This window comes from Fredinandcohnia quinoae (assembly GCF_022427965.1).
Lineage (GTDB): Bacteria > Bacillota > Bacilli > Bacillales > Bacillaceae_L > Ferdinandcohnia > Ferdinandcohnia quinoae.
The window spans coordinates 40,684-65,186 of record NZ_JAKTTI010000007.1 but is presented as its reverse complement, the minus strand read 5'-3'; the positions used below and the strand labels follow the sequence as shown (position 1 = coordinate 65,186).

21 protein-coding genes and 1 riboswitch are annotated in these 24,503 nt (G+C 34.9%); of the genes, 19 read left to right on the top strand and 2 right to left on the bottom strand.

What is annotated here, in order from left to right:
- Positions 1 to 9: 9 nt before the first annotated feature.
- Genes MJG50_RS06980 through rfbD form a run of 5 tightly spaced genes read left to right on the top strand, consistent with a single transcriptional unit; the run spans position 10 to position 5,139 of the window.
- Positions 10 to 1,950, top strand: coding sequence for a bifunctional glycosyltransferase family 2 protein/class I SAM-dependent methyltransferase (locus tag MJG50_RS06980; protein ID WP_240254007.1), 1,941 nt, complete (start codon positions 10 to 12; stop codon positions 1,948 to 1,950).
- Positions 1,951 to 1,960: 10 nt separating this feature from the next.
- On the top strand, positions 1,961 to 2,707 hold the full coding sequence (locus MJG50_RS06975; RefSeq protein ID WP_240254005.1) for a sugar phosphate nucleotidyltransferase: 747 nt from the start codon (positions 1,961 to 1,963) through the stop codon (positions 2,705 to 2,707).
- Positions 2,708 to 2,718: 11 nt separating this feature from the next.
- Positions 2,719 to 3,264 carry a dTDP-4-dehydrorhamnose 3,5-epimerase gene (gene rfbC, locus MJG50_RS06970; RefSeq protein ID WP_240254003.1) on the top strand — a complete coding sequence of 182 codons (546 nt, stop codon included), beginning with the start codon at positions 2,719 to 2,721 and terminating at the stop codon, positions 3,262 to 3,264.
- A 13-nt stretch (positions 3,265 to 3,277) separates the two neighbouring features.
- On the top strand, positions 3,278 to 4,291 hold the full coding sequence (gene rfbB, locus MJG50_RS06965) for a dTDP-glucose 4,6-dehydratase (RefSeq protein ID WP_240254002.1): 1,014 nt from the start codon (positions 3,278 to 3,280) through the stop codon (positions 4,289 to 4,291).
- Positions 4,288 to 5,139: a dTDP-4-dehydrorhamnose reductase gene (gene rfbD / locus MJG50_RS06960; protein WP_240254001.1), complete on the top strand. Its 852-nt coding sequence runs from the start codon at positions 4,288 to 4,290 to the stop codon at positions 5,137 to 5,139. The genes rfbB and rfbD overlap by 4 nt, the downstream gene beginning before the upstream one ends.
- Before the next feature lie 53 nt (positions 5,140 to 5,192).
- On the opposite strand, the gene MJG50_RS22125 is transcribed toward rfbD, so the two are convergent.
- Together MJG50_RS22125 and MJG50_RS06950 are read right to left on the bottom strand one after the other, a co-directional pair.
- On the bottom strand, positions 5,193 to 6,191 hold the full coding sequence (locus MJG50_RS22125; RefSeq protein ID WP_275695529.1) for a CatB-related O-acetyltransferase: 999 nt from the start codon (positions 6,189 to 6,191) through the stop codon (positions 5,193 to 5,195).
- A gap of 28 nt (positions 6,192 to 6,219) precedes the next feature.
- On the bottom strand, positions 6,220 to 6,927 hold the full coding sequence (locus tag MJG50_RS06950) for a hypothetical protein (protein ID WP_240254000.1): 708 nt from the start codon (positions 6,925 to 6,927) through the stop codon (positions 6,220 to 6,222).
- Between the two features lie 284 nt (positions 6,928 to 7,211).
- Here MJG50_RS06950 and flaG point away from each other — a divergent pair, with 284 nt between their 5' ends.
- The 14 genes from flaG (at position 7,212) to secA (ending at position 24,475) form a co-directional block, all read left to right on the top strand.
- Complete coding sequence (gene flaG, locus MJG50_RS06945) at positions 7,212 to 7,595, top strand: flagellar protein FlaG (RefSeq protein ID WP_240253999.1); 384 nt, start codon at positions 7,212 to 7,214, stop codon at positions 7,593 to 7,595.
- A 29-nt stretch (positions 7,596 to 7,624) separates the two neighbouring features.
- Complete coding sequence (gene fliD, locus MJG50_RS06940) at positions 7,625 to 9,139, top strand: flagellar filament capping protein FliD (protein WP_240253998.1); 1,515 nt, start codon at positions 7,625 to 7,627, stop codon at positions 9,137 to 9,139.
- Positions 9,140 to 9,184: 45 nt separating this feature from the next.
- A complete protein-coding gene (gene fliS, locus MJG50_RS06935) occupies positions 9,185 to 9,586 on the top strand; it encodes a flagellar export chaperone FliS (RefSeq protein WP_240253994.1) in 402 nt (133 codons plus the stop codon).
- On the top strand, positions 9,586 to 9,933 hold the full coding sequence (gene fliT, locus MJG50_RS06930) for a flagellar protein FliT (protein ID WP_240253992.1): 348 nt from the start codon (positions 9,586 to 9,588) through the stop codon (positions 9,931 to 9,933). Before fliS ends, fliT begins: the two co-directional genes overlap by 1 nt.
- A gap of 451 nt (positions 9,934 to 10,384) precedes the next feature.
- On the top strand, positions 10,385 to 12,421 hold the full coding sequence (locus tag MJG50_RS06925; RefSeq protein WP_240253990.1) for a flagellar assembly protein A: 2,037 nt from the start codon (positions 10,385 to 10,387) through the stop codon (positions 12,419 to 12,421).
- Positions 12,422 to 12,689: 268 nt separating this feature from the next.
- A riboswitch (cyclic di-GMP riboswitch) is annotated at positions 12,690 to 12,775 on the top strand.
- 249 nt (positions 12,776 to 13,024) lie between these two features.
- Positions 13,025 to 13,978, top strand: a complete 954-nt coding sequence (locus MJG50_RS22300; protein ID WP_240253981.1) for an ATP-binding protein — start codon at positions 13,025 to 13,027, stop codon at positions 13,976 to 13,978.
- A 48-nt stretch (positions 13,979 to 14,026) separates the two neighbouring features.
- Positions 14,027 to 15,592, top strand: coding sequence for a methyl-accepting chemotaxis protein (locus MJG50_RS06915; RefSeq protein WP_240253978.1), 1,566 nt, complete (start codon positions 14,027 to 14,029; stop codon positions 15,590 to 15,592).
- Between the two features lie 14 nt (positions 15,593 to 15,606).
- Complete coding sequence (locus MJG50_RS06910) at positions 15,607 to 15,924, top strand: STAS domain-containing protein (protein ID WP_240253976.1); 318 nt, start codon at positions 15,607 to 15,609, stop codon at positions 15,922 to 15,924.
- Positions 15,924 to 16,769 (top strand): PP2C family protein-serine/threonine phosphatase, encoded by an 846-nt coding sequence (locus tag MJG50_RS06905; protein WP_240253974.1) that lies wholly within the window; start codon positions 15,924 to 15,926, stop codon positions 16,767 to 16,769. The genes MJG50_RS06910 and MJG50_RS06905 overlap by 1 nt, the downstream gene beginning before the upstream one ends.
- 15 nt (positions 16,770 to 16,784) lie before the next feature.
- On the top strand, positions 16,785 to 18,851 hold the full coding sequence (locus tag MJG50_RS06900) for a FapA family protein (RefSeq protein ID WP_240253973.1): 2,067 nt from the start codon (positions 16,785 to 16,787) through the stop codon (positions 18,849 to 18,851).
- 22 nt (positions 18,852 to 18,873) lie between these two features.
- Positions 18,874 to 19,185 (top strand): STAS domain-containing protein, encoded by a 312-nt coding sequence (locus MJG50_RS06895; RefSeq protein ID WP_240253971.1) that lies wholly within the window; start codon positions 18,874 to 18,876, stop codon positions 19,183 to 19,185.
- 310 nt (positions 19,186 to 19,495) lie between these two features.
- Entirely contained in the window at positions 19,496 to 20,050 is a 555-nt protein-coding gene (gene hpf / locus MJG50_RS06890; protein ID WP_240253969.1) for a ribosome hibernation-promoting factor, HPF/YfiA family, read from the top strand.
- 641 nt (positions 20,051 to 20,691) lie between these two features.
- Positions 20,692 to 21,819, top strand: coding sequence for a GGDEF domain-containing protein (locus tag MJG50_RS06885; RefSeq protein WP_240253967.1), 1,128 nt, complete (start codon positions 20,692 to 20,694; stop codon positions 21,817 to 21,819).
- A 145-nt stretch (positions 21,820 to 21,964) separates the two neighbouring features.
- Positions 21,965 to 24,475: a preprotein translocase subunit SecA gene (gene secA, locus MJG50_RS06880; RefSeq protein WP_240253966.1), complete on the top strand. Its 2,511-nt coding sequence runs from the start codon at positions 21,965 to 21,967 to the stop codon at positions 24,473 to 24,475.
- Positions 24,476 to 24,503 lie beyond the last annotated feature (28 nt).

Genomic DNA, 24,503 nt, shown 5'->3' with positions numbered 1-24,503 from the left:
GATGAGAAGATGAAAACAAGTATTGTTATCTTAACCTATAACAAACTAGATTTTACAAAACAGTGTATAGAAAGTATCAGAGAATATACAGTAGATGGCACATACGAGTTAATCGTAGTAGATAATTGTTCTAATGATGGGACGGTTGAGTGGTTAAAAGAGCAGAATGATATTAAGGTGATATACAATCAAGAAAACCTTGGTTTTCCAAAAGGGTGTAATCAAGGTATAGAGATTTCAACAGGTGATAATATTTTACTGCTAAATAATGATGTAATTGTAACAAAAAATTGGTTATCTAATCTGAATACTGCTCTTTATAGTAGTGATGATATTGGAGCAGTCGGACCTGTGACTAATTCCGCATCATATTATACGGCAATCTCAACGAATTATAAGAGCTTATCTGAAATGCATGATTTTGCAAAGTCATTTAATCAAAGTAATCCAGAAGAATGGGAATACCGATTGAAGCTAATTGGGTATTGTATGCTTATCAAAAGAGAAGTAATTGATAAAATCGGCATGTTAGATGAGATATTTACACCAGGAAATTTCGAAGATGATGATTATTCTTTTAGAATCCTACAAGCTGGATTTAAATTATTATTGTGTAAGGATACATTTATACATCATTATGGTGGAGCTTCATTTGGAGAAAATATCGAAAAGTATGCAGATGTTCTCAAACGAAATGGCATTAAGTTTGAAGAGAAATGGGGATTTATGCCATCTTACTCCACCTATATTAGAAATGAAGTAATTAATTTAATAGACAGTCCACAAGATCAGCCTATAAATGTACTTGAAATAGGATGTGCATGTGGAGGTACATTATTAAAAATAAAAAGTAAATATAAACATGCTAATTTGTATGGAATTGAATTTAATGAAAGTGCCTCATTAATTGCTAGTCAGTTTGCAGACGTTAAAGCACAAGATGCTGAAAAAGAGATGGATTATCCAACTGATTATTTTGATTATATTATTTTAGCTGATGTTCTAGAACATCTATACAATCCGTGGCAAGTTATGAAAAATATTCGCAACCATCTAAAGGATAATGGGAAAGTGTTGATAAGTATTCCAAATGTAATGCACTTTAGTTTACTTAGAAGTGTAATTAATGGGAATTGGACTTATACTGATTCGGGATTACTAGATCGAACCCATGTTAGATTTTTCACATTAAATGAAATTAATAAGATGCTTACAGAAGCTGAGTATTCTAATATTGAATATAATGCAACAACTGTAGCAAAAAAAAGGGAAGATGAAGAATTTATCCAATCGTTAACAAGGTTAAGTGCTCCATCAATGGAAAGCCAGTATAATGCATATCAGTATATTATTAAGGCAACGAAAAATGATGTAAATATGAAATTAAAACGTAAGTTACAAATAATAGAAGGAAAGTTAAATTCCGGAGATGTCGATAAAGCTACAATAGAGTTATCAGGGATGGAACAATTTAGTTCAGATGAAATAATAGAAAACATTTGTAAGCATTTGAAGAAAAAAGTAGAAATCTTAAACCTTATTGCCATTAATAACTTTGGACAAGGTTTGTTTGATGAAGTTCTTCCTTACTTGGAAAAGGCATTTGAATTAAATAAAGATGATTCTGACACATTATATAATATTATATTTGTTTTAAACAGTTTAGGTGAATCAAAACTTGCACTCGAATATTTTAGATTGTCTAAAGTAAAAGACCAGGAATTAATATCTCTTTATCAAGGAATACAGCAACATAGCCCTATTTACAATTTGTTGATGAATTTGGATGAAAATCCTAATGATATGGAAGCTAAGAATCAATTAGTTTCTATTATAAGAGAAGATGACTCACTTGTTTGTGAACTAAAAGAGATAATTAAATATTGTTTTGATAGTAAAACACAGTTCCTTACTTTAGTTGATGAATATGTAATGAACTTGGAACAGTGAGGTTATTTTAATGAAAGGCATTATATTAGCAGGGGGGACAGGTTCTCGCCTCTATCCCCTGACAAAAGTAACGAATAAACATTTACTCCCTGTTGGGAAATATCCAATGATCTATCATGCAATATATAAATTAGTTGAAGCAGATATTCATGATATTTTGATTGTTACAGGTAAAGAACATATGGGTGATGTGGTCAGCCTACTTGGGAGCGGGGCTGATTTTGGGGTAACTTTCACATATAAAGTCCAGGATCAAGCAGGAGGAATTGCCCAAGCACTTAGTCTCTGTGAAACGTTTGTTGGAAATGATAATATGACGGTCATTCTTGGTGATAATGTTTTTTCTGATAGTATTACGAAATATGTAAAAAAGTATATTGAACAGGGAAGTGGAGCTAAAATTTTGATCAAAGAAGTTGTAGACGCTCAAAGATTTGGTGTTCCAGAAATAGATGGTACTTTCATTAAAAGTATAGAAGAAAAACCTAACAGGCCAAAGAGTAAATTTGCAGTTACCGGTATTTATATGTATGATTCTTCAGTATTTGACATTATTAGAGGAATTGAGCCTTCTAATCGTGGAGAACTAGAAATTACAGATGTTAATAATGCATATATTCAAAAAGATTCATTAACTTATGATGTACTTAACGGCTGGTGGACAGATGCAGGTACTCATCAGTCACTAGCAAAAGCAAATAAACTCGCATCGAGTATTGATCTCGGAGATTATTTTAATGTAAATATGAAGTTGTGAGGGAGTTAATAATGAACGTAATTCATTCTAAATTCCCTGGTGTGAAACTATTAGAGCCTAATGCCCATGTTGACCATCGGGGATACTTTATGGAATCTTTTAATGAATCCATTTTTCAGGATATAGGATTTAATCAGAAATTTGTACAAGATAATCAATCATTATCTAAAGATCCAGGAACCATTAGGGGATTACATTATCAATTGAATCCAAAATCACAAGCAAAGTTAGTAAGGGTACTTTCTGGTGTCATTTATGATGTTGTTGTGGATATTAGAAAAAACTCTCCGACTTTCGGTCAGTGGGAAGGATATATTCTTTCGGAATATAATCTCCGACAATTATTAATACCAAAAGGATTCGCGCACGGATTCTGTACTTTGGTACCAGATACACAAATTTACTATAAGGTGGATGAATTCTATTCAGCAGAACACGACCGAGGAATTTTATGGAATGATCCGGAAATGAATATTACTTGGCCTGTTTCTAATCCAATTTTATCGAATAAGGATGAACGTTTGCCGTTGTTAAAATATGCGGAATTAAACTTTTGAGGAGATATGCATTGTGAATGTTCTAGTAACAGGTGGAGCAGGGTTTATAGGTAGTAATTTTGTAAGATATATGCTTGAAAAATATCCACATTATCATATCATTAATTTTGATCTTTTGACTTATGCTGGTAATTTGGAAAACCTCAAAGAGTATGAGAATCATAAAAATTACACATTTGTAAAAGGTAATATTCAAAATAAAGAGCTTGTTCAGTATGTTGTTAGTAAACATGACGTAAATGCCATTGTTAATTTTGCTGCTGAATCACATGTAGATAGAAGTATAATTGATCCCGGTATTTTTACAAAGACAAATGTGTTAGGGACTCAAGTTTTGTTAGATGTAGCCAAAGAGTGTCATATACAAAAATATATTCAAATCTCAACAGATGAAGTATATGGTTCATTAGAAGAAGTGGGGCTTTTTACTGAAGAAACACCACTGTCTCCAAATAGTCCTTATTCTGCGAGCAAGGCTAGTGCAGATTTATTAGTGAAAGCTTATCATGAAACTTTCGGCTTGAATATCAATATTACAAGATGTTCTAATAATTATGGACCATTTCATTTTCCAGAAAAATTAATCCCGTTAATGATCACTAATGCACTAGAAAATAAAAAGCTTCCAGTCTATGGGGATGGAAAACATATAAGGGATTGGCTTCATGTTAAGGATCATTGTTCAGCCATTAGCCTAGTACTACATAATGGTAAACCTGGAGAAGTATACAATATTGGCGGTAGTAATGAAATGGAAAATATTGAAGTAGTTAAAGAAATATTGAGTATATTAAAAAAACCACAGAACTTGATTCAATATATAGAAGATCGAGCAGGTCATGATCGAAGATATGCAATTGATGCAACAAAGATTAGATCAGAGCTTGGTTGGAGGCCAGAGTATGACTTTGAAAATGGCTTAATTGATACAGTAAACTGGTATTTGGAAAATAAAGACTGGTGGAGCCACATTAAGACAGGCGATTACGAAAAATACTATGTTTCTCAATACGGTGCATCATTATGAGTAAAGAGAAAGTTTTGATTACAGGTGGAACAGGTCAGCTAGGAATAGATATTAGTGAAGTGTTAAAAGGACAGCAATATGATGTGTACGCTTTTTCAAGAGAAGAGCTTGATATTTCGAACAATAGCCAGGTTATTGAGAAGTTAAATAAGATAAAACCTGATATAGTCATACATTCTGCTGCTTATACGAAGGTAGACTTAGCAGAAGAAAATCAGGATGACGCATACTTAATTAATGCAATCGGTACACGAAATGTGGCGGTCGCGGCAGATAAAATAAAAGCGAAGTTAGTCTACATTAGTACAGATTATGTTTTTGACGGAGAGAAACAAGGGAAATATAACGAATTTGATATTCCTAACCCCAAAAATGTCTATGGTAGAACAAAACTAGCGGGTGAGAATATTGTAAGGGATTTCCATAGTGAATATTTTATCGTTCGAACCTCATGGCTTTATGGAGAAAATGGTAGTAATTTTGTTAAAACAATGCTGCTCCTCGCAGAGAAAGGAGTGCAAATTAAGGTTGTAAACGATCAACTAGGTTCTCCGACTTATACAATTGATGTAGCTGATAAAATTTCAGAACTGATAAAGACTCAGTTATACGGAATCTATCATGTAACCAATTCAGGTTCGTGTACCTGGTATGAATTTGCAAATAAAATATTTGAGTATGCACAAAAAAAGGTAAATGTAGAACCAGTTAGCTCAATGGAATATACTCAAATAGCAAAACGTCCGCAAAATTCAGTATTGGACCATATGGGACTAAGGTTAAATAATTTTCCAACAATGAGGAATTGGGAGAATGCACTTATAGAATTCTTGTTAACCAAGAGATAGCGTGATATGTAAAAAGCTTATAGAGTTCTATAAGCTTTTTACATGAGCTAGAATTAATCAAAAATTGGATGATCCAAACCCGATAAGATTTTTATGTTTTTATCAATGGAAAAGTCAATATAATCCATAGATATGAATTCCCTAGTAGTAATAAAGTAATTAACCTCATCTAATAAATCCATTTCATTTTCAATATTGTCACTAAAAATTGAAAAACGTGGTGGATTTTGCTTAGTACTTAGTAATGTTATAATGTCCTCAATATCACTCGTGAAACGTTCTGATTCTTTTATACGAAGTATGAGTGCAACTTGGTCTTTTGAAGAAAATTTCTTTAGAAATTGGCTAATAACCTTTTTCCATATTGGATAAGGATCTTCAAAATCTGGTTGAAATAGGTATGTATCTATATCCTTATCATAATTTAAATATTTTCTATTTTCTCCTGAGTTACTATTTTCAGGGGTGAATTTTGATACGAAGTCGTCTACATTTCCTGTTATGTAGTCCTTACTTTCCATAATTTTATTATCTTTCCAGTTCCACCACTTTATTTTATTGAGTTTATCAATAATCTCATTTGAAAATCGATATTTTATGACTTTTGCCGGATTACCGCCAACAATTGCATAAGGTGGTACATCCTTTGTTACGACTGCATCAGCAGCTACTACTGCTCCATTCCCAATAACTATGCCGGGTAACAGGGTTGCACCTCTTCCAATCCATACATCATTACCGATAATAATTTGGCCTTTTGTTTTAATTTTCATGTCTACATCCCAATTTAAAACACTCGACCAATCATAAGAGGAAACAGATAAATAATCATGATTCAAATTAAGTAAGAAGGATACACCATGTGCGATAGAAGAATAATTTCCAATAAGAATATTGGTGGAATCAGGAGTTACCCTTGCCTCTATCTTTGAATCAACAATATAACTCCTTTTTCCCATTCTAAGTATTGGGAAATTAACATAACTAGAATCATTAATATAAAAATTTCTTATTTCGTTTTTAAAGCTAACATCACTGCAATTTATTATCAAAATTTCCCTCCTCCTTTGGAGTTTATTATCAGCTTATTTCTCCTAATTTATCATATGTTACTGACTTCTTCTCATTTATATTTTCTTCATTTTCAATAGACTCATCATTCTTTAATTGATGGCCTACTATTTCATTGAATTGTCCTTGAATTGTTTGGAGTTTATCTTCTATTTTGTTAATTTTATCTTGTTTTCCTTCAATATTTGCCCCCCTACTAGCATCTAGTTTGATTTCGATCTTTAGTGTATTTTTTTCACGTTCCAAGCGATTAAATACACTATCTAATGTTTTTACTTGATCTAATGTTACTGCCTGGTTTAGTAATTTCTCTTCCTCTGAGTCAGGAGAAGTTTTTGCATCCTCATTTCCATTAGAACCTAGGATCATATTACGTTCTTCTATTTGTTGCTTAGCAATTGCAGCATCTATCTCGGCTATTTGTTTTTCAAATTCCTTTAGTTGTTCTTTAAAACCTGATAGATCTTGTCCAGAATTTATCATATGTTCAGTTAAATTGCTCCTCCTCTCTATTAATGCTTCTCGTTGTTTCATTAACCCTTCAATCATTGAATTTTGTTTCCCATTTTTCATCCCATTAAATAATTGTCGAGATTGATTACTGATATTAATACGATCATTATGACTTTTTGTGAACATTAGATTAGCATTTGAATGATTTGTATATGACTCTGGCCACCTGATATTTCTTGCATCGTTACTTAACGAAATTTTCAATATGAATACCTCCATTCTTAATTAATTATCGGTTAAAAACTGGAAGTGTTTAGTAGACCTGTAGTTGGGCTTATTTCAAAATGGCAAGAGGAAAAACTTGGTCATTCACAAATAATAGCTTGTGTCGATATTAATGGGGAGAGCTGAAAAAAACGTTAAATTTTATTACTATCAACAAAATTCTAACACGAACCTACAAAATTATGATAAATAGGTCAATAGTCAGTAAAGGTTATTCTATTTCATCCGATATAAGAAATAGAAAAATCTTTAGGAGGGTAATAATGGGCTCTGTTGATTCTATTTTTAATCATTCGATTGGTAGTATTAGTGTACAAGGTGTAAATAATGTTACTACCAATTCATTAGAAGAAAGACAATACAACCTTGACCAACAGCCTAAGAGCAACACACAACAAGAAAATGTGAATGAAAAAGAATTTAATGAAAAAGATTTAAGTCAAGTCATAAATGACATGAACCAAGTATTAGGAAATACTCACACTACACTTAAATATGAGTACCATGAAAAGCTTGGGAAATATTATGTTTCGCTAGTGAATGATCTAACGAAAGAAGTAGTAAAAGAGATTCCACCTAAAAAGCTATTAGACATGTATGCGTCAATGAAAGAATTCTTAGGATTATTTGTTGATAATAAAATTTAACGGAGGTGGTCTTCTTGGTAAATAACCAAATGAGGATTACAGGTTTTGCTTCAGGACTAGATACAGCCCAAATTATTACTGACTTAATGAAGGCAGAAAGAATGCCTCTTGATAAACTTTTTCAAAAAAAGGAATGGCTGCAATGGCAACGAGATGCATATCGAGATGTGAATCTAGAATTAGATACTTTCAAGAAAAACAATGATAAGTTGCGTTTTCAAAGCTCATTTAATGGGTATAAAGCATCTAATACTAATTCAAATGTGGCGAGTGTAACTGCTAAGTCATCTGCGGTATCGGGGAATTATGAAGTTGAAGTTATAAAAGTTGCAGAGGCTGCGAAGATATTTTCTGGAAATCCTATTACCTCTGCGAATGGTAATGTTAAAGGATCAGATAAGATACTATCTGGAACTACGCCAACTACTATCCAGATTAATACAAAGGATTCAACAGGTAATGTTTTAACAGGTAAAGAGATTACTATTGATGATAAAACTACTTTTAGTAGTCTTGCTACTCAAATCGCAAATTTAACTGATTCAAATGGAAAATCTCTTGGCTTGCGAGCAAGCTTTGACGATGCGACAGGTCGATTTGTGATTTCTACAAAGGATACTGGTTTAAAGCAAGAAATTACTATAAAGGATACTGGAACTATCGGTGTTGCAAATGCAATTGTAAATGGTGGAGCTATTTCTAATACACCTTTACTAGAAACAAATTTTAAAGGAATAGACGCAGAAGTAAAAGTAAGCGGCGGAAGTGGAGTAAGTGTAGCAACAGTTACTAGTGCCACGAATGATCTTACCGTCTATGGTATGGACATTAAGATTGCGGCAAAAGGGACTACAACAGTCAATGTTTCATCTGATACTGACGCTATCTTTGACAATATTAAAAAATTTGTTGAAGATTATAATTCACTTATCGATAGCCTTAATACGAAGACAAAAGAGAAACGTCAACGTGATTACGCACCTTTAACAGAGGAACAACGAGAAGGATTAACAGAAAAAGAAGCTGAAAAATGGGATAAAGCTGCACAAAGTGGACTTTTGTATAATGACCCCATTTTAAGAGGTGCTTTAAATGATCTTCGTATAAAAATGTATCAACCAGTAGACAGTATACCATCAGGTAATATTCGAATGTTATCAGAGATTGGAATTTCAACCGGGTATTTATCAACTGATGGAAAACTAACCATTAATGAAGAAAAATTACGTGAGGCAATTGCAAATAATCCTGACGAGGTAATGAATCTTTTTACTAAAGATGATGGTATTGCAACTCGAATTATGGACGGGGTTAATTCTACCGTTAAAAAGTTAGTTGAAAAAGCAGGTTCATTAAATAGTCCTTCAAATTTAGATACGAGTGTCATTGGTAAGGATTTAACTGAATTGAAGGAACGAATGGATAGCTGGGAAGATAAATTAAAAATGATTGAGAATCGTTATTGGAAGCAATTCACAGCAATGGAAACGGCGATAGAAAAGATGAATCAACAATCTAGTAGTCTTATGGGTATGTTTGGATAAAAAATAGTAAATGAAAGTAAGAAGTATTGAAGGGGGAGAGAAAAGATGTCTCTACACAATCCATATCAAACATATCAAGATAATTCAGTCTTCACTGCGACACCTGGTGAGCTAACTCTTATGCTATACAATGGTTGTCTAAAGTATATTGGGTTAGCAAAGCAATCGATTCAAGAAAAAGATATTGAGAAAAAGCATGTTAATATAAGTAAGGCGCAGAATATCATCAATGAACTAATGGTTACACTCAATATGGATTATCAAATTTCAAAGGAAATGCGCCTACTATATGATTTTATTAATCGCAAGCTAATTGAAGCAAATGTAAAAAATGATGATCTTGCTTTAAAAGAAGCAGAGGGTTTAGTTATTGAATTTCGTGATACATGGAAAGAAGTGATTCGCTTAAATAGAGCGAAGCAATTCAAAAATGGCGGAATCGCGTAATGGCTTTAAAAGAGTTATATCAATATACTGAAGCACTTCTAAATCATTTAGATAATGAGCATAAAAAAGAACTGAGAGACGAGTATATTGAAAAAGTTATGGATTTACTTGATAAACGGGAGCAAGCATTAACAATTGTTGCTCCCCCTGTGAATGATGAAGAGAAGAAATTAGGCAAACAAATCATTGAAATGGATACTAAGATTAAAAGTAAGCTAACAATTCTATTCACATCAATCAAACAAGATATTGCTTCCATTAATAAAGCAAAAACCCCACAAAAGAAATACCGAAATCCATATGAATCATATAACCCTGATGGTAGGTTTTTCGATAAAAGAAAATAATGTGAAATGTCCCTATATGGGACATTTTTTTTATGAAGTATCGGAATACTTAAACAATTCAGTTGGATTCTATGCTATAATCGACATAATGAAAGGAGTGTATGCTTATTGCTAGAATATGATTGATTTTGAAAGAATATTAGTACTAAACTATTGGAAGATTTCCTCCTATTTTTGCCACCAGATCTCTACGAAAGTATTACCTTCTCAAAATTCCTCAATCGAAGGAGCAAGAACTGCATAAAACTATTCCAAATTCAATAGAAAAAACGCGGATATATATAAAATATATATCCACAACGCTGCGATGAATGCGTTCTTATTTCATACAAAGAACTTTTTTAGTTATCTAAAGAGACTAGGGTGTTGGAGTAATCATTATATGCTCGGTTAAGTGATCTTTATGTAGATCCAAAATTATTAAGCAGGGGAAGTGTATGGGGGATTGTTTATGAAAAGTATTGTTTCAAAAGGTAAAGATATTAATCAAGCAATTATAAGTGGGCTTAGTTTATTAGAAACAACGAAAGATGGAGTAACCATTGAAATCATTCAAAATGAATCTAAAGGATTTTTAGGAATTGGCTGTAAAGAAGGAATTGTCAGGCTTACAAAGTTAGATAAGACGATAAAGGAAGATATTGTATCAAAGGTGCCTAAGATACCCGAGAATCCTTTGAAAAATAATGAAAATCCAGTTGCTGAAAATATCGAGACATCGAACGAATTAGATTTGCTTGCAGGTAAAGTGTGGGTGAAAAATGGGTATTTATATTGTAAATCATCCCCCACCTATTATCCAATGGTGACGGTGACAAATGGTGTTAAGCTTTTTAAAAATGGTCAACCTATAATCGAAGGCTTAGTGATTTTATCTGAACAAGATTCTTATGAGATTAAGACGGAAAATGAAGATAAGGAAACAAAATGGTCGATTTCCATGGATGATCAAAGATTGAAGGTATTGTTAAATGTGGAGCCTGGCTACAAAGTGACAAAAAAAATAGTTGATCATGAGCCAGACAATCATATTGAATTACGTGTGGAAGAAGTGAGAAGGGTCGAAAATACCCTTTCGTATGCAGAAGTCTTACATGAGCTAGAGTCATTGCATGTGACGCATGGATTAAACCAGGCTGAAATTATAAAAGCAATAGGAGTAACTTCCCCAAGCATATTTGAAATTGCAACAGGCATCAAGTCTAAGCCAGGTAAGGATGGATGGGTTGAAATCAAGGTTGATATGAGCGCATCTGAAGAGTTAAAAGAAAATGAGGAAGGTCGTATTGATTTTAGAGAAATAAAAAGAATACCTTCCGTTGAAAGGGGACAACTCATTGGAATTGTTCATCCACCTATATCAGGAGAAATGGGATATACCGTAATGGGTGAACCGCTTCCTGTAAAACAAACGTCTCCAATTATGTTGAAAACTGGAAAAGGTGTTTCAGTTGTTGAGAATAAAATTATCGCAACCCAATCAGGTCGACCGGTAATTGAAACAAGGGGGCATTGTTTTAATGTTGCAATTATGCAGAAATTAATCCATGAAGGAAATGTTGACTTGGCTTCTGGAAATATTCGTTTTACAGGTGATGTTGAAATTAGAGGCGAGGTTAAAGAGGGAATGAAGATTAACGCAGAAGGTGAACTCATCATTCATCAAACTGTTAACATGGCCACTCTTACATCAACAGGAGCAATCATTTCTAAAGGTACTATCATCGGGTCAGAGGTTTCGGCAGGAAAAAATTATTTAATAATTAATGAATTGGGCCAGATACTCGCTAATTTACATCATCAAATTACAAATTTAATTTTTGTCATTGAACAACTTTCTACATCTACAGCTTTCAAGTCAAGTGATTTATCACAGGCAGGAATCCAGCCTTTAATCCGGCTATTAGTGGAGAAAAAGTTTCAAGACCTCCCAAATATCGCTAAAAAGTATATAGAAATTGTAAAAATGAGTGAAAACTACTTGCAGAATGAGGAGTGGAAAGAGTTAGCAGTAATCATAAATAAGCTTTTTCTATCATTAACGAATGAAGTGACCTCACTTGAAACCATTACAGGGCTATCTAGAAAAATGGAAGACTTGATTAAAATAAATAATACGCTAGTAGAATCTCATTCATATATTACAGTTTCAAATTCCCTTAATAGCAGGCTGTATTGTAGCGGAAATATATTGATTACTGATAAAGGTTGTGTCAATTCAAAGGTTCATGCGGGTGGAACTTTGAAAATTAATGGTATACTTCGCGGTGGCGAGGTGTATGGTCGATTAGGTGTAGAAATTAATGAAGCAGGTGCTAAAAGTGGTACATCAACTTTAATCGCTGTGCCAGATGATCAAAAAATTTATATTAACAAGATTATGGAAGGTAGTTCGATCAAGATTGGGAATCAAAAATACATTTTTGAGGAAACAAGGTATCATGTAAAGGCGCGCCTTGATAAGGATGGGAAAATTGTCATTCAATGATGGAGTTACGGAGATTATCGGCGAAGAGATATTCATAAAATCATCGAGTCTGTGTGCATGTCACCACTCGAAATATCTTGTTCAACGGAATTGATTATTTGTAAGGGACTCTAGTTTTACTAGAGTCTCTTTTTTTAGCTATTTGAAACAAACAGAGTACCCCTTCCCAAAAATAATTAGTAAGGAATACTCTGTATGTTCATATGTTAGGGCAAGATTTACCACTACATGTCACCATAAAAACAGACGATAAATTAAGTAGAATAACCTTCGAAAATGGCAAACTTATTGAAAGATAAGGACGCAAAACTACGGGTCTAAGGCTGTGTAAGCTATGATTGCCGAGTTTCCGAAAAGGATTGGATAAAAATTGTGATTGATTAAGTGGGGCGATTATAGAAGCCTATTTGTTGATCATCTTTTGCCTACCAATCTATTGGTAGGCATTTTTAATAGAACTATGTGTGACTTTGATAGGAGGAATTCCAAACATGCTATTCTCTCAAACGATTATCGGATATTTATTTTTTTCTATGAAGGGGGCTTTTGATGATGAGATCACAATTATGCCACCTGAATGAAACTGGGAGGGGAGGGGTAACTGTGAGACGGCTTTTTGATCATGTTCGGAAATATGTTGTGAAGGATAAGAGTGAACCAATTGCAATGACTCTCCCAGTGGGCTTAGCCTACACTGAATTGGAATTTATGACGAAGCGTGGTTTTCTCGCTCAGAAATTAAGCAAATATCTTGGAGTGGATTCATCAGAGGGAAATCGCTTGTTTTATTTATCGTTATCAAAACAATCATTCCTCAACTCGTGTGATGAAGCTGTAAGATTACTTCAATTGAGTGAACAGATGTTAATTTGGGATGCTGAGAAAGAAGATATTTCAGTTCGAATCAAGCAATTAGATGTCAAATCTAGTATCCAAAATGCGATGTTGAAGGCATTTGCTATTTATAAAAATGAGCTATTTCAGTCACCTATAGAGACAGTTGTGTTAGGACCAACGACAAGAAACGATGAGAAATGGGAAGTATATCGGGATGTCGTATTTGCGGCGACACAGGGTAGACTTTTGCTAATAAGTGAAGATGAAGTTAACAGATATAAAGAAGGTAATATTTTATGTGAGAGAACCATTAAGGATCGTTCTGATATTCCTACCTGTCGAAATATTGTGAAAAGTTGCTTAGAAAATAGAGAAATAAGCAATTCTCAAATTATGAGTTGGTTACTTGCTTTATCAGAGGCAATCACAAATACGATTAAGCATGCGGAAGAAGGAAAAATGACACTGATTGAAGATCTTGAAAAAAATGAAATTCGTTTCGTGATTGATGATAATGGACCGGGATTTCAATTAGATGAATTGCCAAGGGCGACATTATTAGCTGGGTATTCGACAAAGAAATCAATGGGACAGGGGTTCACACTCATGATGAAGATGGCGAAACAGCTTTTACTATATTCTTCTCCAAAGGGTTCAATCCTTATTTTGGTATTTGATATGGTTAAAGAGAAGGAGAGGAATCACACTCCAACTGGTTAATCACAAACTTAGGATATGATAAGTCTTAATCGAAATGGGAAGGTGACCATGAAAAAAAAGAAATCTTCATTACGCAAACAATTTTCAACTCGATTAATCTCAATTTTTCTTGTAATGGGGCTTATTTCGAGTGTAGTCCAGCTTTATTTTATGAATAAACAAATTGACTATGAGATTGAAAAGAACACGATTATGATCAATGAAAGTATTAGTCATGGGATAAAAGAAACAGATCTGGCAGCAAAAAATATTGAATATCAAATTGATCTGAAAATCATAGCAGATGCCAAGCATATTGATGATTTATTGAATACAACAAAGGCCAGTGATATTACAAATGAGCAATTAATCCAAATTAAACAGAGATTAAACCTCACGGATATTTCGATAATTAGTAAAAAAGGTGAGGATTATATTGTTGTAAAGGCGACAGATCCAGCGGAGATTGGTTATCAACTCAATCAAACGAACGAATTGAAAAAGACAATAAATGCAATCTTTAATGGGGAAAATCCTATCATTGAAAGCGCCTATACTGGTGATGGGATGTTAGTTTTACCAATCTTAAGCTCTGATGTCCATCCAGGACAGTTTTTTAAATATGCATACTATCACCCAGAAGGAGCAGACTTTCTGATCAATCCTTATATTGAAGCAGATGATATTGAAAAGTTCACCCTTGAGGTTGGACCAGGATCTTGGATTAAAAAGATTATGAAACAACATAAGTATATTAAGGATATTACTGTATTAGATCCAAAGGTTTTTCAAAATCCTAATTTAGAGAATCAACTGTGGCCACCTTTGAAAAAAGTCATATATGGAAGCTTTCAATATCAAACAGAAAAGGATATTAAGACAATTATGAAGATGGCAGAGTCCCCTGCCGAGCAATCATATGTTCAATCGGTAGGCGGTAAGAAGGTTCTGAAGCTTTTCTATCCAATCGAAAATGAGAAGGTTATTTCAATTACATTGGATTATAAAGAAATGACCGGACCACTAGTAATCCATTCTATTATTTTATTTACGTCAGTTGCTATTTCAATCCTATTCATATTTCTACTAATGTATCGTTCTTTCGAAAGAATTTATGGGAAGGTCCAACAAATTGTACTTCAAATTACATCGATAGAATATGGAGATCTTACAGCAAAGAGTACTATACATGACGGTAGTGAAATTGAACATGTATCGGAAAGTTTAAATCGAATGGTCGATAAATTGAACAAACTTGTGCTAGATATGCATGAACAAGCTACAAAAACACAAAAGTTTTCAGCGCTCCTAGAAGCAGAAGCGTCACAATCTTTAGAGAAATTGTATGAAATATCTACGAATGCAACGATCAAATCAAGGGAACAGCTTTATGATATTACGGCATTTCTAGATGAAATCGTAGCAGTTCTAACCCCATATCAAGAAAATAGAAATGTGCAAGAAGCGATTGAGAAAATTGATTTTATGAGAGAAGTAGCGAAGGAACGTACCTCTGCTACAACTACTATTACGATTAGTTTATCTGACTTACTAAAATCATTATATATACAATCAGGTGAGATTTCAGATACTTCAAATACATTACTTGATCAAATTGGAAAATTTAAATTATAAAGTGGGGGAAATGTATGGGATTAACAATAAGTAAAGCGTGTAATGAAACAACTTTAACATTATTCCTGGAGGGTATTTTAGACATTTCAACAGCAAATGTCATTGACCCCTATTTAGAAGAATTGGATGGAATTAATACGTTAATCATTGATTTTTCAAAATTGGAATTTATTGATTCAACTGGGATTGGGTCAATTATGGGTGCCATTTTTATGTCAAAGGAAAAAGGGTTAAAACTGAAGTTTCAGGGAGAAGATGAATTAACGAAGCAAGTGTTGGAAACGGTGGGGCTGTATGACATTTTGAACACAGTGCAGGGGGAGGTACTATGATGTTTATGGATAGTTTATCCTATACGATTTCAACAGGTTCTTACGAAACAGATAAGTTGGATAAATCATTGCAACGTGAGATTAATTTGGCGAAGAATATCCAAGCCTCTTTACTAAATGGAAAAACTCCTTTATTTGAAGGTGGGGAGGTTTCTGGCTCATCAGTTCCAGCAAGGTTAATTGGTGGAGACTATTTTGATTTTTATCCGTTAGTAAATGGAAATATTCGCATTGTTATAGGTGATGTGATGGGGAAAGGAATACCTGCTGCGATGCTAATGATTTTAACGAGGGGCGCGTTTCGGAGTGCAGCGGAGAGTACACAGGGCCCCGGGGAAACATTAACGGCAATGAATCAAGCATTATTTGACGATTTGCGAACGCTAAAATCGTTTGTAACATTATTTTGCGCGGACTGGAACCCGAAAACATCAAAGTTAACATATGCGAATGCAGGACATAATCCTCCATTACTTATCAAAGGTAAAAGTAATTGTGTTGAGGAGCTTCCTAAGGCAAAAGGGATTATGGTCGGAGGACTTCCAAATCAAGTTTATCTTGAAAAAACGATTCAATTAGAAGAACATGACACAGCATTTTTCTACACCGATGGAATTGTTGAAGCACAAAACAAGAGTGGTGAGCAATTTAAACTCCAGCGCCTTACGCAAACATTATTAGCTAATAAAGATAAAGGTGTTGGAGAAATCGAAAAAAGTGTAATGGATTCAATCAATGAATTTACAGAAGGAATGCCACAGAGGGATGATATTACAATGGTTTTATTAAAAATAAGTGAAAGAAAAGCGGATATTACAAGTTTAAATTCTCCAGTGTTATGGTAGGGGGATCTGGTGGTTATGAAAAGTATTGTTTCAAAGGGTAAAGATATAAATCAAGCGATTGAAATTGGACTAGGTTTATTAGAAACAACGAAAGACGAAGTAACGATTGAAATTATTCAAAATGAATCGAAAGGCTTTTTGGGACTTGGCACAAAAGAAGGAATTGTTAAGCTTACAAAGATTGATAAAACGATAAAGGAAAATGAAGTAGATCCATTCGATATAATGGAGGATATTGTCTCTGATATGCCTGAAGTACTAGAGAATCCCTTGAATCAGAATGAAATGACAGATCCTGATATTATCGAGGCAACGAAAGAAATAGATTTGCTTATTGGTAAAGTGTGGGTGAAAGGTGGGCATTTATATTGTAGATCCTCGCCCACCCATTATCCGATGGTTACGGTGCCAAATGGAGTGAAGCTTTTTAAAAATGGTCAGCCTGTAACCGAAGGAACAGCGATTATATCTGAACAAGATTCATATGAGATTAAGGTAGAAGAGAAGGTTAAGGAAACAAAATGGTCAATTTCCATGGACGATCAAAGATTGAGGGTATTGGTAAAAGTGGAGCCTGGCTACAAACTTAATAGAAAAATAGTTGATAGTGAGCCAGATGATCATATTGAACTGCGCGTTGATGAAGTGAGAGAGGTCGAAAATACCCTATCCTATGCAGATGTCCTACAGGAGTTAGAGTCATTGCATGTGAAACATGGATTTAACCAAGCTGAAATTATAAAAGCGATAGGAGTAACTGTCCCAAGCACATTTGAAATTGCGACAGGCATTAAACCAAAGCCTGGTAAAGATGGTTGGGTAGAAGTTAAGGTTGATATGAACACATCTGAAGGGCTTAAAGAAAATGAGGATGGTCGTATCGATTTTAGAGAAATAAAAAAAATACCATCGGTTGATAGGGGACAACTCATTGCAATTGTTCATCCACCTGTACCCGGAGAAATGGGATATACCGTTACTAACGAACCATTGCCTGCGAAGCAAACCTTTCCCATCCTATTGAAGACTGGAAAAGGTGTAACGGTTGTTGAAAATAAAATTGTCGCTACACAATCGGGTCGTCCGGTAGTTGAAACTAGAGGGCAGCTTGTTAAAGTTGCAATCATGCAGAAATTAATCCATGAAGGAAATGTTGACCTAGCTTCTGGAAATATTCGTTTTACAGGTGATGTTGAAATTAGAGGCGAGGTAAAAGAAGGAATGAAGGTTGAAGCAGAAGGCGATCTTACCATTTATCAAACTGTTAACATGGCCACTCTTACATCATCAGGGGCAATCATTGCAAAAGGTACTGTCATCGGATCAGAGGTTTCGGCAGGGAAAAATAACTTGATAATTGCTGAATTAGGCCATATACTCGGTAATTTGCATCAACAAATCACAAATTTAATTTTTGTAATTAAACAACTTTCTACATCAACAGCTTTCAAGTCAAGTGATTTATCACGGGCGGGATTTCAGCCGTTGATACGGATTTTATTAGAGAAAAAATTTCAAAACCTTCCGCCTCTTGCTAAAAAGTATATAGATATTGTCAAAATGAGTGAAAATTACTTACAGGATGAGGAATGGAAAGAGATCGCGTTAGTTGTAAATAAGCTCTTCTTATCATTAACGAATGAAGTGACTTCACTTGAAACTATTGCAGGACTATCTAGAAAAATGAAGGATCTGCATGAATTAAGTAAAACGCCAGTTGAACCCGATTCATATATTACCATTTCAAATTCTCTTAATAGCAGACTATACTGTAGTGGAAATATTTTAATCACTGATAAAGGGTGTATCAATTCAAGGGTTCATGCGGGGGGTACTCTTAAAATTAGTGGTATTCTTCGCGGCGGTGAAGTATATGGTCGATTAGGTGTAGAGATTAATGAAGTAGGTGCAATGAGTGGTACGTCTACCTTAATCGCTGTTCCAGATGATCAAAAAATTCATATTAACAAGATCATGGAAGGCAGTTCAATTAAGATTGGAAATCAAAAATACACCTTCTCGGAAACAAGGTATCATGTTAAAGCGCACCTTGGTAAGGATGGAAAAATTGTTATTCAATGATGGATAGGTTGGGGGATATCACATGTTTCGTTATATATTACTAAAAGAAAATGAGTATGTAGAGGTTAAATTAGAAGGAGATTTGGATATAGATGTTACTGAAGTGGTTGAAGAGGAACTCATTCCTTCATTGGAAGACTTCAATTCAGTGAACCTTAATTTTAAAGATGTTCCATTTGTAGATTCTTCTGGTATCGGAATTTTTCTGCAAATGATTAAAACTCTTGAGCAAAAGGGAATAAAAGTGGTTGTTTCCCATGTTAAAGAAGAAGTGATGGAGGTGTTTAATCTTTTACAAATACCAGAAATTATCGGTGAAGAGTTATTCGTGTAATGATTCATGTCATTGTTATACGAATCACTCATAACTCACTGTAGAAATGCATATAGTTTCAACACTTACACATTTTTTACATTGGATTTACAGTAAGTTAACACATCATCCATCGTTCACATTTTTGTCATGAAAAAAGTTTGTCGAAAAGCAGGAAAAGAAGAAGGATCTGTAGAATATGTAATTATAACCTTTTTAAAATGAAGGGTTATAAAATTTCACAGGTTGAACAAGCTAAGATAGGTTTAAGTTGTGAATATGTAATTTGTTGTTTATTTAGGTGAGTCGAGTTAAAAGGAGGAGTTCTTGTATGAATTACAACGTACGTGGTGAAAACATTGAGGTAACTCCAGCATTACGGGAGTATGTTGAGAAGAAGCTTGGTAAGCTAGAGCGATATTTTGATGGTACTCCAGACGCAAATGTAAATGTTAACTTGAAGGTAAATAGCGCAAAGGATCATAAAATAGAGGTTACAATTCCAATGCCTCAATTAGTCTTAAGAGCCGAGGAATCTCATGATGACATGTATGCAGCAATTGACCTTGTTACTGACAAGCTTGAACGTCAAATTCGTAAGCATAAGACAAAAGTAAACCGTAAATTACGTGAAAAAGGTTCTACACGTGCCATGTTCACAATCAATGGAAATTCAGCAACAGCTGTACAAGATATTGAGGATGAAGATTACGAATTAGTTCGTACGAAACGATTCGATTTGAAACCAATGGACAGCGAAGAAGCCATTTTACAAATGAACATGCTTGGTCATAATTTCTTCGTCTTCACAAATGCTGAGACAAATTCTACAAATGTCGTATACCGCCGAAGTGACGGCAAGTATGGGATCATTGAACCGAATTAAAACATAATAAATATATAGATTTTGAGAGCACAGTCGAATGAGGCTGTGCTCTTTTCGTTTTTTGAAGTGTGACATTTAAGTTGTATGTGAATCGAGGAGGTATTTGGCGCAACGTGCAAATATGAGGGGTAACGTGCATATAGCGAGTGTAACGTGCAAATCCAAGAGATATCGAGCATATCTCTGGCGTAACGTGCAAATCGCGGGCATAACGTGCAAATCTGCGAGTTAACGAGCATATCTTCCGTGTAACGTGCAAATCCGCAAGTTAACGAGCAAATCTTCCGTGTAACGTGCAAATCCGCAAGTTACCGAGCGTATCTTCCGTGTAACGTGCATATCCGCAAGTTACCGAGCATATCTTCCGTGTAACGTGCAAATCCCAAAATTAACGTGCATATCGCCGCCACAACGTGCAAATCTCAATAATAACCTGCATTTCACACTAAGATTCATCTTAAGATTCCTAAATTTCATTAAAATAGGGACTTTTCACTCAGGAAATAGGGGAAACCCCCAATAGTTTTCGATCGTTTATTAGGCAATAATAATTGTAATGATAACTTTATTCATGAAAAAATAGATTTTTAACCTAGGTTTGTTACAATTCAAGCTATGTAAAAAAGGTAGAGGTGTGAGCAATGAGGGAAATACTTGAATCAAGTCTTGCTAATATGGCAATTATTTTATTTATGCATGTATGCCTTTCGATTTTGATTGATAACAAAAGGCACTTTCCGAGCTATTTATTCCCGATTGGTATGATTACCCTCACGTCAGTGACCGTAATTTCCCTTTTTTACTTACCTATTAAATATGGTGGCTACCAATTCGATTTAAGGTTAATTCCGTTAGTCTTTTTTGCAATAAAATGGGGATGGAGATATGTCATTCCGGCATTAATTATTACTGGGAGCTGGCGACTCAACATGGGTGGGGATGGTGCTGTTCTAGGTGTTATTTTTGGGATGGCCATACCAGTATTGATTACGCTATTTTTACTTTTTTTTAAGAAAACAAAACCTGGGCCAATCTCTTTATTTTCTTTATTTTGCATTTGTTGGCTTTCTTCAGACTTACCAATTGTTTACTTTGTTCAGGATGGCTGGAATGTATTCAAGGAAATCTTTCTTGTACGGTTTTTGTCCTTTATGTTGACAGGTTTTATTCTATATTTATTAATCTTAAATTCTGAAAGGGAATTGAAGTTGAAGAAAAGACTTCAATTTTATGCAGAAAGAGACCCTTTAACTGGACTATATAATATGCGCTTTTTTAAATCACATATCGAGACCAGGTCGATAACAGATAAGAAAAAATACATAGTGATGGTTGATATTGATCATTTTAAATCAATTAACGATACATATGGACATTTAGATGGGGATTTAATATTGAAGGGTGTCGCAACAGCTATAAAAGGGGTATGTCCAAAGATAAATGGAACCGAAATAGTAGTAGGAAGATATGGGGGAGAAGAATTTATTCTCTTCATAGCTGTAGATTCAGCAGAGGAATTATCTAAAATAGTTTCTGATATTCGGGTGGTAATTGAAAATACTGATTTTCAATTACAAAGCAGGCAACAAAAAATAAATGTAACAGTTTCTATTGGTGTTTCTGAACTATTTGAACGATCCAATCTGAATCATGCAATTGAAATAGCGGATCAATTACTCTATAACTCTAAAGAAAATGGAAGAAATAAAATAAGCTATGCAAATAATATCGATTTTATCATCACGAAACGTTGTCAGTATACGGGTTAACTATTAAATGAATATAGGTTGTGACCTCTATAAACGCTCACTCCATGAAATATTTTACCCCACACTCAATTAATGGTAAAATGGAGAATAGCTTAAATTTTTAACGTGTAAAAGAGTATTATTTAACTATAGAGGAGCGTTCATGATGCTTGGAATTTTAAATAAAGTATTTGATCCAAACAAACGCCTATTGAAAAAATATGAAACATTGGCTGGGAAAATTGAGGCACTTCAACCAGAGATGGAGAAGCTATCTGATGAGGGACTTCGTCAAAAAACAGATGAATTTAAAGAGCGTTATCAAAAAGGGGAAAAGCTTGATGACTTACTTGTTGAGGCTTTTGCGGTTGTTCGTGAGAGTGCAAAGCGTGTATTAGGCCTACATCCTTATCCTGTTCAGTTAATGGGGGGGATTTCTCTTCATGAGGGGAATATTTCCGAGATGAAGACAGGGGAAGGTAAAACATTAACTTCTACAATGCCTGTATACTTGAATGCATTGACTGGAAAAGGGGTTCACGTTGTTACAGTGAACGAATACTTAGCTGGTCGTGACGCCCATGAGATGGGGCAATTGTATGAATTTTTAGGACTAACAGTTGGGTTGAACTTGAACTCAATGTCTCGTGAGGAGAAAATCGAAGCCTATCGTGCTGATATTACCTATGGTACGAACAATGAATTCGGCTTTGACTATTTGCGTGATAATATGGTGCTTTATAAAGAGCAAATGGTACAACGTCCACTTCATTTTGCAGTAATCGATGAGGTTGACTCCATTTTAATTGATGAAGCCCGTACACCGCTAATTATTTCAGGTTCTGCACAAAAGTCTACATCTCTATATATTCAAGCAAATGGATTTGTGCATACACTAAAAAGAGATGAAGATTACACATATGATGAAAAGACAAAAGGTGTTCAGCTTACTGAAGATGGAATTACAAAGGCTGAAAAGGCATTTGGAATTGACAACTTGTATGACATGGCAAACGTTACATTAATCCATCATATTAATCAGGCATTAAAAGCAAATGTTAGTATGCATCTTGATATTGATTATGTTGTTGATGAGGGTCAAATTGTAATTGTTGACCAATTCACGGGTCGTCTCATGAAGGGTCGTCGTTATAGCGAAGGTCTTCATCAAGCGATTGAGGCAAAAGAGGGCGTTGAGATTCAAAATGAAAGTATGACGCTTGCCACAATTACATTCCAGAACTATTTCCGGATGTATGAAAAGCTTTCTGGGATGACGGGTACTGCTAAGACGGAGGAAGAGGAATTCCGAAATATTTATAATATGAATGTTGTCGTCATTCCGACGAATCGTCCGATCACCCGTGACGACAGAGCTGATTTAATTTATAAATCAATTGAAGGTAAATTCCGTGCGGTTGCAGAGGATATTGCTGAGCGCCATGCGAATGGTCAACCGGTCCTTGTTGGTACGGTAGCGATTGAAACATCCGAAATTATCTCGAAGTTTTTAACGAAAAAAGGGATAAAGCATGATGTATTGAATGCGAAAAACCATGAAAAAGAAGCAGAAATTATTGAGCACGCTGGTCAGCGCGGTGCGGTAACAATCGCAACGAACATGGCTGGTCGTGGTACTGATATTAAGCTTGGCGAAGGTGTAAAAGAAGCTGGCGGTCTAGCGGTTATTGGTACAGAGCGTCATGAGAGTCGCCGTATTGACAATCAGCTTCGTGGACGTTCTGGTCGTCAGGGGGACCCAGGTATTACACAGTTCTATCTTTCAATGGAAGATGAATTGATGCGCCGTTTCGGTTCAGATAATATGAGATCAATGATGGAGCGTCTAGGTATGGACGATTCCCAACCGATTCAAAGTAAGATGGTTTCAAAGGCAGTTGAGTCTGCGCAAAAACGTGTTGAGGGTAATAACTTTGATGCACGTAAGCAACTTTTACAATATGATGATGTATTACGTCAACAACGTGAGATTATCTATGGTCAGCGTTTTGAAGTACTCGATTCAGAGAATCTTCGTAATGTTGTAGAGCGGATGATGCAAGCAACGATTGATCGTATCGTTGCAAAAGGCACGCCGAAAGAAGAGGTTGAGGAAGATTGGAACTATAAGGGTATCATTGACTATGTAAATGCGAATCTTTTACATGAAGGCGATGTTACTGAAAATGACTTAAGAGGGAAAGATCCCGAGGAAATGTCCGAGCTAATCTTCGTCAAAGTGAAGGAACGCTATGATGAAAAAGAAGCGGAGATGGACTCTGAACAAATGCGCGAGTTTGAACGAGTTATCGTGCTTCGTTCTGTTGATAGTAAGTGGATGGACCACATTGATACGATGGATCAGCTTCGTCAAGGTATTCATTTACGTGCATACGGACAAACAGACCCACTTCGCGAATACCAATTTGAAGGCTTTGCTATGTTCGAAGCAATGATTACTTCAATTGAAGAAGACGTTTCGAAGTTTGTCATGAAAGCACAAATTAGAAATAATCTTGAGCGTCAAGAAGTTGCAAAAGGCCATGCCGTTCAACCGAAAGATGAGGGCGGCGAGAAGCCGAAGAAACGTCCAGTAACAAAAGCCGTGAATATAGGACGTAATGATCCTTGCTATTGCGGAAGCGGGAAAAAATTTAAGAATTGCCACGGGAAATAAGATAGTTGAAGTAAAGGTGAGAGTGCTC

Excerpts from the sequence above, each read along its gene's own strand:
- MJG50_RS06915 (WP_240253978.1), top strand. The coding sequence starts at position 14,027 with ATGAAAAAAAAGAAATCTTCATTACGCAAACAATTTTCAACTCGATTA.
- MJG50_RS06895 (WP_240253971.1), top strand. The coding sequence starts at position 18,874 with ATGTTTCGTTATATATTACTAAAAGAAAATGAGTATGTAGAGGTTAAA.
- hpf (WP_240253969.1), top strand. The coding sequence starts at position 19,496 with ATGAATTACAACGTACGTGGTGAAAACATTGAGGTAACTCCAGCATTA.
- fliT (WP_240253992.1), top strand. The coding sequence starts at position 9,586 with ATGGCTTTAAAAGAGTTATATCAATATACTGAAGCACTTCTAAATCAT.
- fliS (WP_240253994.1), top strand. The coding sequence starts at position 9,185 with ATGTCTCTACACAATCCATATCAAACATATCAAGATAATTCAGTCTTC.
- MJG50_RS06900 (WP_240253973.1), top strand. The coding sequence starts at position 16,785 with ATGAAAAGTATTGTTTCAAAGGGTAAAGATATAAATCAAGCGATTGAA.
- fliD (WP_240253998.1), top strand. The coding sequence starts at position 7,625 with ATGAGGATTACAGGTTTTGCTTCAGGACTAGATACAGCCCAAATTATT.
- MJG50_RS06980 (WP_240254007.1), top strand. The coding sequence starts at position 10 with ATGAAAACAAGTATTGTTATCTTAACCTATAACAAACTAGATTTTACA.
- MJG50_RS06975 (WP_240254005.1), top strand. The coding sequence starts at position 1,961 with ATGAAAGGCATTATATTAGCAGGGGGGACAGGTTCTCGCCTCTATCCC.
- secA (WP_240253966.1), top strand. The coding sequence starts at position 21,965 with ATGCTTGGAATTTTAAATAAAGTATTTGATCCAAACAAACGCCTATTG.
- rfbD (WP_240254001.1), top strand. The coding sequence starts at position 4,288 with ATGAGTAAAGAGAAAGTTTTGATTACAGGTGGAACAGGTCAGCTAGGA.
- MJG50_RS06905 (WP_240253974.1), top strand. The coding sequence starts at position 15,924 with ATGTTTATGGATAGTTTATCCTATACGATTTCAACAGGTTCTTACGAA.
- MJG50_RS06925 (WP_240253990.1), top strand. The coding sequence starts at position 10,385 with ATGAAAAGTATTGTTTCAAAAGGTAAAGATATTAATCAAGCAATTATA.
- MJG50_RS06910 (WP_240253976.1), top strand. The coding sequence starts at position 15,607 with ATGGGATTAACAATAAGTAAAGCGTGTAATGAAACAACTTTAACATTA.
- rfbC (WP_240254003.1), top strand. The coding sequence starts at position 2,719 with ATGAACGTAATTCATTCTAAATTCCCTGGTGTGAAACTATTAGAGCCT.
- flaG (WP_240253999.1), top strand. The coding sequence starts at position 7,212 with ATGGGCTCTGTTGATTCTATTTTTAATCATTCGATTGGTAGTATTAGT.
- MJG50_RS06885 (WP_240253967.1), top strand. The coding sequence starts at position 20,692 with ATGAGGGAAATACTTGAATCAAGTCTTGCTAATATGGCAATTATTTTA.